At 54.0% G+C, this 12,658-nt stretch carries 7 protein-coding genes; 5 read left to right on the plus strand and 2 right to left on the minus strand.

What is annotated here, in order from left to right; genetic code table 11:
• Positions 1 to 290 precede the first annotated feature (290 nt).
• From malT to pdeR, 4 genes are all read left to right on the plus strand, one after another.
• On the plus strand, positions 291 to 3,014 hold the full coding sequence (gene malT, locus ACT3RR_RS17015; RefSeq protein ID WP_496200802.1) for an HTH-type transcriptional regulator MalT: 2,724 nt from the start codon (positions 291 to 293) through the stop codon (positions 3,012 to 3,014).
• A gap of 247 nt (positions 3,015 to 3,261) precedes the next feature.
• A complete protein-coding gene (locus ACT3RR_RS17020) occupies positions 3,262 to 3,543 on the plus strand; it encodes a YjcB family protein (RefSeq protein ID WP_353500724.1) in 282 nt (93 codons plus the stop codon).
• A 287-nt stretch (positions 3,544 to 3,830) separates the two neighbouring features.
• Positions 3,831 to 6,128, plus strand: a complete 2,298-nt coding sequence (bglX, locus tag ACT3RR_RS17025) for a beta-glucosidase BglX (protein WP_353500723.1) — start codon at positions 3,831 to 3,833, stop codon at positions 6,126 to 6,128.
• A gap of 160 nt (positions 6,129 to 6,288) precedes the next feature.
• Complete coding sequence (pdeR, locus tag ACT3RR_RS17030) at positions 6,289 to 8,298, plus strand: cyclic di-GMP phosphodiesterase (RefSeq protein WP_496200803.1); 2,010 nt, start codon at positions 6,289 to 6,291, stop codon at positions 8,296 to 8,298.
• Between the two features lie 46 nt (positions 8,299 to 8,344).
• Here pdeR and ACT3RR_RS17035 read toward each other — a convergent pair whose 3' ends face one another.
• Positions 8,345 to 9,211 (minus strand): crotonase/enoyl-CoA hydratase family protein, encoded by an 867-nt coding sequence (locus tag ACT3RR_RS17035; protein WP_485902072.1) that lies wholly within the window; start codon positions 9,209 to 9,211, stop codon positions 8,345 to 8,347.
• A 411-nt stretch (positions 9,212 to 9,622) separates the two neighbouring features.
• Here ACT3RR_RS17035 and ACT3RR_RS17040 point away from each other — a divergent pair, with 411 nt between their 5' ends.
• Positions 9,623 to 11,659 carry an oxidoreductase gene (locus tag ACT3RR_RS17040; protein WP_496200804.1) on the plus strand — a complete coding sequence of 679 codons (2,037 nt, stop codon included), beginning with the start codon at positions 9,623 to 9,625 and terminating at the stop codon, positions 11,657 to 11,659.
• Between the two features lie 267 nt (positions 11,660 to 11,926).
• Here the strand turns inward: ACT3RR_RS17040 and ACT3RR_RS17045 are convergent, their stop codons facing one another.
• Complete coding sequence (locus ACT3RR_RS17045) at positions 11,927 to 12,658, minus strand: phosphoribosyltransferase (protein WP_496200805.1); 732 nt, start codon at positions 12,656 to 12,658, stop codon at positions 11,927 to 11,929.

A 12,658-nucleotide genomic window follows, 5' to 3' on the forward strand; every position in this document is an offset into this window, starting at 1 on the left:
GTAGGGTAAAAAGCTGAAACAATAAGGCTATGCTGCAACCAAGTAGAAAGTGCAGCATCATCCCGTAAAGGATTAGACAGGGAGGAGGAAAAGGGCGTAGCGTAATCAGGATTTTTTCGGCCAAAAACAGGGGCCTAAACTGTGATCAAGAGCAACTAAACGACACGTAATTATGTAACAGCCTTGCAATACTTTCGGCATTGGCAGACCTTAGGAATAATATTAATTACGCGCTGTAAAATAAATAAACACACCTTTCATTTGCTTACAGTTCATAAGAATCTATAAAAATGCTGATCCCTTCGAAACTGAGTCGCCCGGTGCGACTGCAAAATACGGTGGTGCGCGATCGCCTTTTAACCAAATTGGCAAGTGCACAAAATTACCGACTCGTTCTGGTTGCTTGCCCCGCTGGGTACGGCAAAACCACGCTTGTTGCCCACTGGGCCGCGGGTAAAAACGACCTCGGCTGGTATTCGCTTGATGAAAGCGACAACCAGCCCGAGCGTTTTGCCAGCTACCTGATCGCCGCAATTCAACAGGCGACCGGCGGCCACTGCGCCAAGAGCGAGGCACTCAGTCAGAAGCATCAATACGCCAGCCTGTCAGCCCTGTTTGCGCAGCTCTTTGTTGAGCTGTCTGATTGGCATCGACCTCTGTTACTGGTGATTGACGATTATCACCTGATTTCCAATGACGCCATTCACGAAGGCATGCGCTTCTTCCTGCGCCATCAGCCGGAAAACCTCACATTAATGGTGCTGTCACGCACCCTGCCGCAGCTTGGCATTGCCAATTTGCGCGTGCGCGACCAACTGCTGGAGCTGAATGCCGCACAGTTGGCTTTCAACCATTCCGAAGCCCAGCAGTTCTTTGATTGCCGTTTGGCCGACCCTATCGAGCAAGCCGACAGCAGCCGCCTGTGCGACGACGTGGCCGGATGGGCCACCGCGCTCCAGCTGATTGCCCTCTCCGCCCGCCAGTCGCACACTTCGACGGCCTCGGCCCAGCAGTCGGCCAAAAAACTTGCCGGGCTGAATGCCAGCCATCTATCCGAATATCTGGTGGATGAGGTTCTGGATCGCGTGGACGCGCCAACCCGCGACTTCCTGCTGCGCTGCTCTTTACTGCGCTCAATGAATGATTCGCTGATTGTGCAACTGACCGGCGCGGAAAACGGCCAGCACCGGCTGGAAGAGCTGGAGCGTCAGGGTCTATTCATTCACCGAATGGATGATTCCGGCGAATGGTTTAACTTCCACCCGCTGTTTGCCACTTTCCTGCGCCAGCGCTGCCAGTGGGAACTGGCGGCTGAACTCCCGGCTATCCACCGTTTGGCGGCCGAAGGTTGGCTGGCGCTGGGCTTCCCCGCCGAGGCCATTCACCACGCGCTGGGCGCCGAAGATACCGACATGCTGCGCGACATTCTGCTGCAACACGCCTGGGCGCTGTTCAACCAAAGCGAGCTGGTGCTGCTCGAAGAGTGTCTCAACGCCCTGCCTTATGAGCGGCTGATTCAAAACCCGAAACTGGCCTTGTTGCAGGCATGGTTAGCGCAGAGCCAGCACCGCTACAGCGAAGTAGAAATGCTGCTTGAGCGCGCCGAAAACGAGATGCAGGTCGAGCAAATCGAGATGGATAAAACCCTCAGCGCCGAATTTGACGCCCTGAGAGCGCAGGTCGCCATCAACGACGGCAAGCAGGATAAAGCCGAGAAGCTGGCGGCGCAGGCGCTGAAATATCTTCCCTATTCAAGCTATTACAGCCGCATTGTTGCCACCTCGGTGACCGGCGAGATCCAGCACTGCAAAGGCGATTTGACCCGCGCCCTGCCGCTGATGCAGCAAACCGAGCAAATCGCCCGCCGCCATGAGGCCTATCACTACGCGCTGTGGGCTTTGCTCCAGCAGAGTGAAATTCTGATCGCTCAGGGCTTCTTGCAGGCGGCTTACGAGACGCAGGATAAAGCCTTCGAACTGGTGCGCGAGCAGCATCTCGAACAGCTGCCGATGCACGAATTCTTACTGCGCCTGCGCTCACAGCTGCTGTGGTCGTGGGCGCGCCTCGACGATGCCGAAAGCGCCGCGCGCGAAGGGCTGGAAGTGCTGGCTAACTTCCAGCCGCAACAGCAGTTGCAATGTTTGGCGATGCTGGCGAAGTGCTCGCTGGCGCGCGGGCATCTCGACAATGCCCATCGCTATTTGCAGCGCTGCGAAGCCCTGTTGCAGAGCGGGCAGTATCACACTGACTGGCTGACCAACACTGATAAGCCGCGCGTTATTTACTGGCAGATGGTCGGGGATAAAAACGCGGCGCGCAGCTGGCTGAACCAGACCTCCAAACCGGGTATGGCGGATAACCACTTCCTGCAAGGCCAATGGCGCAACATTGCCCGGGTGCACATCCTGCTGGGTCAATATGAGGAAGCAGAAAAAATCATTGATGAGCTGAATGGTTACGCGCGCCAGCTGAAGCTGGTCAGTGACCTCAACCGCAATCTGATCCTCAGCAACCTGCTCTATTGGCACACCGATCGCAAAAATGAAGCCCAGCGCGTGCTGATTGAAGCGCTGGAATTAGCCAACCGCACGGGTTTTGTCAGCCACTTTGTTATCGAAGGCGAAATGATGGCGCAGCAGTTGCGCCAGCTTATCCAGTTAAATCTTCTGCCGGAGATGGAGCAGCGCCGGGCGCAGAAGGTGTTGCGCGACATTAACCAGCACCATCGCCACAAGTTCGCCCATTTCGACGAAGGCTTTGTCAGTAAATTACTGACCCATCCTCAGGTGCCGGAGCTGATTCGCACCAGCCCGCTGACCCAGCGCGAATGGCAAGTGCTCGGCCTTATCTACTCCGGCTACAGTAATGACCAGATTGCCGGCGAGCTGACCGTGGCTTCTACCACCATTAAAACTCACATTCGCAATCTGTATCAGAAGCTGGGGGTGACCCACCGTCAGGACGCCGTGCAGCATGCGCAACACCTGCTGCAAGTGATGGGTTACGGTGCCTGATGGCGCTCGACGCATTCCCTTTTCACTCGAAAACCGCCGCTAAGGGCGGTTTTTTTATGGCTCAATGACGAAGATCAAATCCTATATCGACTTTTTTTTGCGCATCGAATTAACCCTCGCTACAATGTGACGCAAATCACATTTTCATTTCTACGCCTCCTTGCTCCACCCCGGTATTCAGCCCCCCCGAGGACTGCCTTTGGATTGGTGCATTTCAGGTGCTTAATTCAGTTGAGGAATAGGTTCGATGGGTACGTTAACTGCAGGTTTCATGATGATGCGTTGGGAATTACTGAGCGCGTTTCTGATGTTTTGCACCAGCCAATTAAATATTCGTTGCCGCCAGTCCAGCCATAATGTCATGGCCTTCGTCTGTAGCGGGATTGGCCTGACCGTGACCTGTTTCTTTGTCATGAGCCTGATGGGTATTAGCTACAATGCCGAAGCCGTTGCGCAATTCTGGTCAGTCTCCAAAGACGTGTTCTTCGACGTCATGAGCAAAACGCCAACTGACATGCCGCTGTTGTAACGTCTTCTCGCCCTACTTATTACTGTGCGCAAATTCCTAAATAACGGAAATTGCGCGCTATCTCGTATCAGTATTTGCACATCAATTCCTAATTCAGCGTAAATTGCGAGCTGTGACGGCTCGCGGTCAATAAGTCGTTTTTGCAGAAAACTATTGATTGCTAATAATTGAGGCGACGTATTAGATTCTCACGCTATAGTTTTCTTATAATGATCATTACCTTGTTCGCGTTCTGGCTAGGAGCAGTTTTAACCTAAGCCGCATGTTTTTTGTCTGAAGGATATTCGATGAATACGCATCACCTGATTGGCGCGTTGGTGTTAATAGCAGGTTCTACCTCGTCGTTTGCTGAGCAAGCGTCGAGCATTCCCCAAAATCAGACAAAAGAGCGGGATGCCTTCGTCTCTCATCTGATGACTCAAATGACGCTGGACGAAAAAATCGGCCAGCTTAACTTAGTCAGCGTTGGTCCCGACTACCCGAAAGAAGCCATTATGGCTGACGTTCGCGCCGATAAAGTTGGCGGTATGTTCAATACCGTGACCAAACCTGACATTCGCCGCATTCAGGATCAGGTGCAGCACAGCCGCCTGAAAATCCCGCTGTTCTACGCCTATGACGTGGTTCACGGCCAGCGCACCATCTTCCCGATCAGCCTTGGCCTTGCCGCCAGCTGGGACATGCAAGCCGTCGCCACCAGCGCGCGTATCTCTGCCATTGAAACCGCGGCCGATGGCCTGAACATGACCTTCTCACCGATGGTCGATATCACCCGCGATCCGCGCTGGGGCCGCGTCTCTGAAGGCTTTGGCGAAGACACCTACTTAACATCGCGCCTGGCCCACGAAATGGTCAGCGCCTATCAGAATAACGATCCGTCCGCCCCTGACAGCGTAATGGCCAACGTGAAGCATTTCGCGCTGTACGGCGCAGTAGAAGGCGGCCGCGAGTACAACACCGTGGACATGAGCCTGACGCGCATGTTCAACGACTACATGCCGCCGTATAAAGCCGCGCTTGATGCAGGCGCGGGCGGCGTGATGGTGGCGCTGAACTCGGTGAATGGCATTCCGGCGACCTCCAACCCGTGGCTGTTGCAGCAAGTTCTGCGCGACCAGTGGAAATTCAAAGGTTTAACCGTTAGCGATCACGGCGCTATCGGCGGCTTGGTCAAACATGGCGTGGCCGAAGATGACCGTCAGGCCGCCGCGATGGCGCTGAAGTCCGGTGTCGATATGGACATGGCCGATGACATGTACGGCAAGTACCTGAAAGGCTTAGTGGCCGACAAAATTGTTAGCGTCAAAGAGATTGACCGTGCGGTGCGTAACGTACTGAATGCTAAGTGGGATATGGGCCTGTTCATCGATCCGTACCGCCACCTTGGCCCGGCATCGAGTGACCCGGTTGATACCAACGCCGAAAGCCGTTTGCATCGCAAAGAGGCGCGTGAAGTGGCGCGTACCTCACTGGTATTGCTAAAAAACCAGAACGAAACCTTGCCGTTGCAGAAGAAAGGCACCATCGCCCTGATTGGTACTCTGGCCGACAGCCAGCGTGATGTCATGGGAAGCTGGTCCGCTGCCGGTAAAGCCAACCAGACCGTCACCGTACTGCAAGGTATGAAAGACGCGATTGGCGACAAAGCCACCCTGCTGTATGCCCGTGGCGCCAACATCACCAACGATCAAGACATCGTCAACTTCCTGAACTCCTATGAGAAACAGGTGGTTAACGACCCGCGCCCAGCGCAGGAAATGATTGATGAAGCCGTGAAAACCGCCGAGAAAGCCGACGTCGTGGTTGCGGTAGTGGGGGAAGCTCAGGGCATGGCGCACGAAGCGTCCAGCCGCACTGAGTTGAACGTTCCGCAAAGCCAGCGCGACCTGCTTAAAGCGCTGAAAGCCACCGGCAAGCCGCTGGTGATCGTGCTGATGAATGGCCGTCCACTGACCCTGACGTGGGAAAATGACATTGCCGATGCCATGCTAGAAACCTGGTTCAGCGGCACAGAAGGCGGACACGCCATTGCAGACGTGCTGTTCGGCGACTACAACCCGTCGGGCAAACTGCCAATGACCTTCCCGCGCTCTGTTGGTCAAATCCCGTTATACAACAGCGAGTTGAATACTGGCCGACCACGGAATCCGCAGAGAGAAGATAAATACACCTCGCGCTACTTCGACATCACCAATGGCCCGCTCTTCCCGTTTGGTTATGGTTTGAGCTACACCCAGTTCAGCGTCTCTGATATTTCATTGTCTTCGACCACCATGAGTGCCACGCAGCCACTGACTGCCAGCGTGACGGTGAAAAACACCGGCAAACGCAGCGGCGCGACCGTGGTACAGCTCTATCTGCGTGACCTGACGGCCTCTATCAGCCGCCCGGTTAAAGAGCTCAAAAACTTCGAGAAAATAAATCTGGCGCCGGGTGAAGAAAAAGTCGTTACATTTGCGATCAATGAAAAAGATTTACGTTTCTTCAATGACAAGCTCAAATGGGCCTCTGAACCGGGCAAATTCAATGTATTCATTGGATTGGATTCGCAGGATGTGAAGCAAAGTAGCTTCCTGCTGAAATAACTGCCGCAGAGAAGGTGATGGCGCGCCGCGTGGAGCGCCATCGCTGGTAATAAAAATCATCTAAAATCAAGAGCGGGCCTCTGTTCTCAGGGCCCGCGCTTTTAATTGCACGTTGCTTAACATTGTCAGATCAGGTTGCTGGTGACACGGAGAAACTTTCATGAAAGACGCTCAAGATGACTCCATTTTATACCTGCATTTTGGTACACCGCGCCCCTACTGGCGGTTAAGTTCAGATAGCAACGCATTAGAACTCTCAGCGGAACAGGGCGTGACCAACGTCGCCGTTTCCCTCACCAGCCTGCAAGCCGCGCGCATTCGCGAACTGACGGGCATCACCTCTTGCTTCACCATTGACGTCGCGCTGTTCGGCGTGCCGATTTGTCTCTATTTGGTTGGCCGTAAGGTAGACAGCAACGTTTGGGCGGGCACCGCCTCTGATTTCGAAGATACCGCGTCCGTGGCGCACGACCTTGAAGTGGGGCTGACCTTCGCCGAACAGGTAGTGTCCGAAGCCAACTCGGTGATCGTGATTATCGATCAAGACGGCAAAGTGCATCGCTTCAACCGTCTGAGCGAAGAGTACACCGGCCTACGCGAGCAGGACGTGATTGGCCGCAGCGCCTACGACATGTTTATGTCGATGGAAGAAGGCATCGCCTCTCGCCAGAACATCACCGGCTTCTTTCAAAAAGAGCAGTCATACGAAGTAGAACGCTGGATTAACACGGTAAAAGGCCAGCGGCTGTTCTTATTCCGCAATAAATTTGTCCACAGCGGCAGCGGAAAACAGCAGAAATTCCTCATCTGCTCCGGCTCTGACATCACCGATGAGCGCATGGCGCAGGAACGGCTGCGGGTCTTAGCCAATACCGATCTCATCACCGGCCTTGCCAACCGCAACGCCCTGCAAGACCAGCTGAAAAGCGCGCTGGAACTGCGCGGTGACAACTTTATCGGCCTGATTTATCTCGACTTAGATAACTTCAAAAAAGTGAATGACGCCTACGGACACATGTTTGGCGACCGTCTGCTCAAAGAGGTGGCTCACGCCATTCAGGGCTGTTTAGAAGACACCGAAACCCTGGCGCGACTGGGCGGTGACGAATTCATTATTCTTAGTACCCAAGCGTCGGTCGAAAAGCTGGAAGCCATCAGCCAACAGATCCTCGGCCGCCTCAAAGCCCCTTTCCGCATCGGGTTAATCGAAGTTTATACCGGCTGTTCAAGCGGCATCGCGGTCTGCCCGCAGCACGGAACAGATGCAGAAAGCCTGATCCGCAACGCCGATACGGCCATGTACGTGGCGAAAGAGGCGGGCAAAAACGCGCACTGCGTGTTCTCACCGGAGATGAACAAAAAAGTTTCCGAATACATGTGGCTCGACACCAATCTGAGAAAAGCCCTCGAGGAGCAACAGCTGAAGCTCTATTATCAGCCGAAAATCTCCAACAATGGCGAAGTAAAGAGTGTCGAAGCCCTGCTGCGCTGGCACTCGCCTGAGCGCGGCGTGATTCAGCCACAGAGCTTTATCTCCTACGCCGAAGAGTCCGGACTGATTGCGCCGCTAGGCAAATGGGTTATCGAAACCGCTACCCGACAGGCAACCGAGTGGCAGAAGAAAGGGCTGAATTTGCGCGTGGCGGTGAATCTGTCAGGCCGCCAATTAAACAGCAGTTCGCTGGTGTCGGATTTTACCGAGGCGATGCAAAACGCCGGAATGACTCAATGCATGCTGGATTTTGAGCTGACCGAAAGTTGTCTGGTGGAAGATGAAAAAGCGGCCGTCACCATGATCAATCAACTGCATAAGTTGGGCGCGGAAGTGCATCTGGACGATTTCGGCACCGGCTACTCTTCCCTGTCGCAGCTGGCGCGGATCCCGCTGGACTGCATCAAGCTGGATCAAAGCTTTGTGCGCGGTATTAATCATAATTCAGTGTCGCAGGCGCTGGTCCGGGCTATCGTTGCCGTAGCAAGAACCCTGCAATTGACCGTGGTTGCCGAAGGGGTTGAAACCCATGAAGAAGAGCGGCTGATTGATGAAATTGGCGTAGATAGCAAACAGGGCTATCTGTTTGCCAAACCAATGCCCGCCGATGAGCTCGAGCACTGGCTTGTGCAGAAAGCAATTGCTTCACCCGGTAGTTTGAACAACGTTACGCGCTAGTCGTCAGTCACAGCGTCTGGCGGCGCTAACGACAATCATGAGCAGACTAGCCGGATTTACGCAGAGAAGCCGTATGGCGGTTTTGCAACATCACCAGACGCTCCATGTACGCCACATCTTTCTCCTCCAGCGTAAACGCTGAATCTACCCAATCTTCCGTGATATCCATCAACTCGGAGCGCGAAAGCTTTAGCACTCTCTGGCGCGCCCGCAGCATGGCCCGAATGCCGTTTAACTTTGGTCGCATCGTATCGATAAAAGTACGGGTTGCGAGAAAGCCTTCGCCGGGCTGGAACACCACATCCACCAGCCCCCGGCTTTCAAACCATTCCGCAGAGTGCGACTCGCCGGTTGAGATCAGCTCCTCCGCCAGACGCATTCCCGCTTTGCGTGAAACCAGCGAATAACCGCCCATGCCGGGGAACAGATTAAAGGCAATTTCTGGGAATCCCATCCGGGCGGTGTTTTGCGCTAAGACATAGTGGTGCGCCAGCGCGGCCTCAAAACCGCCACCCAGCGCCGATCCCTCAATCATCGACAGGCTGATGGCGCCTACGTCAAAGCCGCGCGCAGCGGCGTGTACGCAGTCAATGCAGGCTCGCGCATAGGCGCGCAGTGCCTCACGCTTATTATTGAGAATGGACTCAACAAAAAAGCTTAAATCTCCTCCTACATTATACATATTAGGCACCAGCGATCCGGTTACCCAAAAATCAAAACGCAGACCCGAGGCTTTCGCCGCATAGGTCAGTTTCATAATGTCTTCAATTAAAGGCTGATTAAAACATGGGCGCGGGAAGGCTTTTAGCATCATCCACATCACATTTCGACCCTCTTCATAATAGGCCGCTATTTGTGATAAATGCCCAGCTTCGGTGAATGGACGGCATGCCGTATGGTCAATAAGATTCATAGTTTATATCCAGGTTGGAATGGTAGGTTGGGTGAAGCAGCACCAGCCTAGACCAGCCACCACCTGAACTGAATCGATTCGAAGCGCGACTATAAAAATAATCTTATTACTCTTAAATAATGTCTTTTATATAAACCGGTAGAAATTAAATAGGGGTAACCACGGTCTTATTTTTATTTCGTTGGGAAATTATTGGCACAGGGAATAAATGCTTTTTAATACTCTTCATAAGACAAAGCCTGCTAATAAATTAATCTCAATGCATAAGCGTCGATGGACATTATTTGTTGTTTTTCCGACATCGGATGATCTTTATGAAGTGCATCACATTCGGCACCACTCTCCTTTCCAATCTGGCGTTCTGCGGCTAAATTGACTCTTATCTCATCCGACCACTTAAGGGTCTGACTTATGACCGAACACAACGCGCCGTTTTATCCTCACCTGTTAGCCCCGCTGGATTTAGGCTTTACCCAGCTGAAAAACCGCGTGCTGATGGGGTCAATGCATACCGGGCTGGAAGAGTTGAAAGAGGGGCCGCAGCGCATGGCGGCTTTCTATGCCGAGCGCGCCGCCGCGGGCGTGGGCCTGATTGTCACCGGCGGCATCGCCCCCAACGTGCAGGGCGTGGTCTATCGCGGTGGCTCGGTGCTCAACCAGCAGCAGCAAATCGCCCATCACCAAGTGGTAACGGAGGCAGTTCATCAGGCTGGCGGGAAAATCGCCTTGCAGATCCTCCACGCCGGGCGTTACAGCTATCAGCCTAACCCCGTGGCACCATCGGCGTTGCAGGCGCCAATCAACCGTTTCTCCCCGCTGGCGCTGACTCACGAACAGATTGAAGAGACGATTGCCGACTTCGCCCAGTGCGCTGCGCTGGCGCAGCAGGCCGACTATGACGGCGTGGAAATCATGGGTTCAGAGGGTTATTTGATTAACCAGTTTTTGGCCGCGCGCACCAACCAGCGCAGCGACCAGTGGGGCGGCAATGCGCAAAACCGCATGCGATTCGCCCTGGAAATAGTGCGCGCCGTGCGCCAGGCCTGTGGCCCACACTTCATTATTATCTATCGCCTGTCGATGCTGGATTTAGTGGAAGAAGGCTCGAACTGGGAGGAGATAGAAGCCCTCGCCAAAGGCATTGAGCAGGCCGGTGCCAGCATCATCAACACCGGCATTGGCTGGCACGAGGCGCGGGTGCCGACCATCGCCACCATGGTGCCGCGCGCCGGGTTTAGCTGGGTGACGCGCAAGTTAATGGGCAAGGTGAACATTCCGCTGATCACCACCAACCGCATTAACGATCCGCAGGTGGCCGAAGATCTATTGGCTAACGGCTGCGCGGATATGGTCTCCATGGCGCGCCCCTTCCTCGCCGACCCGGCCTTTGTGCAGAAAGCCGCGCAGGGCCGCGCAGATGAGATAAACACCTGTATTGGCTGCAATCAGGCCTGCCTGGACCAGATTTTTGTCGGCGAACTCACCTCCTGTCTGGTGAATCCGCGCGCCTGCCGCGAAACCGAAATGCCGCTGATCCCGGCCCAGCACGCCAAACGTCTGGCGGTGGTTGGCGCTGGCCCGGCGGGGCTTTCCTTCGCTATCACGGCCGCCAGTCGCGGGCATCAGGTCACCCTGTTCGACGCCAACAGTGAGATTGGTGGGCAGTTTAATATCGCCAAGCAAATTCCCGGCAAGGAGGAGTTTTACCAGACGCTGCGCTACTACTCGCGCCAGTTAGCTATTTTGCAGGTGACGCTGCGTCTGGGGGAAAAAGTGGATGCCAGCCAGCTCAATGGCTTCGATGAAATCGTTTTGGCGTGCGGCATACTTCCCCGTCTGCCCGAAATCCCGGGGATAGACCACCCGAGCGTGCTGACCTATCTCGACGTGCTCAGAGATAAAAAGCCGGTTGGCCGACGCGTCGCCATCATCGGCTCCGGCGGCATTGGTTTTGATACCGCCGAATATCTGGTGCAAAACGGCCCTTCGGCCAGTCTCGACAGCCGCGCTTTCAGCCACGAATGGGGCATCGATCAAAGCCTCACCCAACGCGGCGGATTGAGCGCCGACGGCCCGCAAGCCGAACCGGCGGCGCGGCAAATCGTGCTGCTGCAACGCAAAACCAGCAAAGTGGGAGCGAACTTGGGCAAAACCACCGGCTGGATCCACCGCGCCAGCCTGCTGCAACGCGGCGTGAAGATGTGGAGCGGCGTGACCTATCAATGCATTGATGACCAAGGTCTGCACATCGTGCGCGACGGCGCGGAGGAGTGTCTGGCGGTGGATAACATCATTATTTGCGCGGGTCAGGAGCCGCAGCGTGACTTGCAGGTTCCCCTTTTAGCAGCCGGGAAAGTCGTACATTTGATTGGCGGCGCCGAAATGGCCGTAGAGCTGGACGCCCGACGGGCGATAGATCAAGGAACGAGACTGGCGATGGCGATTTAAGGGCGAAAAAAAAGCCGCTTGCGGCGGCTTTTTAATCTACTGAAAGTCTGTTTTCAGACACCAGTATGCATTTTTACAACATTGCCAGTTGGAGAATGTCGCTGCCATTCATCAAGTGTTAATTTTGTCGCTTACCGACTGGACCAACACTAAAGTGCCTGCGCGAACCCACAACCCTCGCGAGTTGCTTCATATTTAAAGAGCCAAGGGCGTATGTTGGCTCTGAAAGAAGTCTACGGCAGCCATGGCTTAATTGCAAACCATCGTTCATAAATCACTCAACAAACAGACCCCTTGGTTACAAGCCACCTTGACCTCAAGCAGTGCATCTCGCGCATTCAAAAGCGTTGTTCCTGTCGAAAGTAAATCATCGCTTAAAATGACCGTTCCTCCCACTAAGGGCGCAAAATCGAAATGCGGATTTAGCTTAAGCGGACGGAAATATTCGCGGATATTGTTTTCGACTTTCTTCATTGAAAACAGAGTATTGGGTGGTACTTTCGCCAGTTCAGCTAATACTCGATTCACATCAGACTTATGTCTGCTTTTAGGAACAACATGGCGAGAATGGTAGTCCGCCAAGATCTCAGAGGCGGTTCTTTTGGAGAAAGCACTATTGATTAGAACTGCGCCAAGTTTTCGCGCTATACGCCGCGCAAACTGCTCAGCCACCCTTGAAGAGGACGGCATCGAGAGAACATAGGGATAGGACCAACCGTTGAGGGTTTTATCAACAATTGCTGAAAACGTTGGTTTGAATTCAAGCAGGCTGGCATAGCTCAATGTAAAACCATGCATATTCTTCAAACCGTAAATCAAAGGGTTACCATCGCGGCGGTCATCGCCTTGCTTAGTACGGGTATAGATACTGAAGATATCCAGTCGCGGGTTCTTCCCCACTTTGGATTTTTTGGGATTAAAATGGATGGCCGTGATGACACGGTGCTCATGAGTGGCATTAAAGGTGACATCCTTGTTTGCAGAAACATCAATTCCCAC

It is taken from the genome of Ewingella sp. AOP8-B2-18, from assembly GCF_052376015.1.
In the GTDB taxonomy this organism is placed as follows: Bacteria; Pseudomonadota; Gammaproteobacteria; order Enterobacterales; family Enterobacteriaceae; genus Ewingella; species Ewingella allii.

Excerpts from the sequence above, each read along its gene's own strand:
- malT (WP_496200802.1), top strand. The coding sequence starts at position 291 with ATGCTGATCCCTTCGAAACTGAGTCGCCCGGTGCGACTGCAAAATACG.
- ACT3RR_RS17020 (WP_353500724.1), top strand. The coding sequence starts at position 3,262 with ATGGGTACGTTAACTGCAGGTTTCATGATGATGCGTTGGGAATTACTG.
- bglX (WP_353500723.1), top strand. The coding sequence starts at position 3,831 with ATGAATACGCATCACCTGATTGGCGCGTTGGTGTTAATAGCAGGTTCT.
- pdeR (WP_496200803.1), top strand. The coding sequence starts at position 6,289 with ATGAAAGACGCTCAAGATGACTCCATTTTATACCTGCATTTTGGTACA.
- ACT3RR_RS17035 (WP_485902072.1), bottom strand. The coding sequence starts at position 9,211 with ATGAATCTTATTGACCATACGGCATGCCGTCCATTCACCGAAGCTGGG.
- ACT3RR_RS17040 (WP_496200804.1), top strand. The coding sequence starts at position 9,623 with ATGACCGAACACAACGCGCCGTTTTATCCTCACCTGTTAGCCCCGCTG.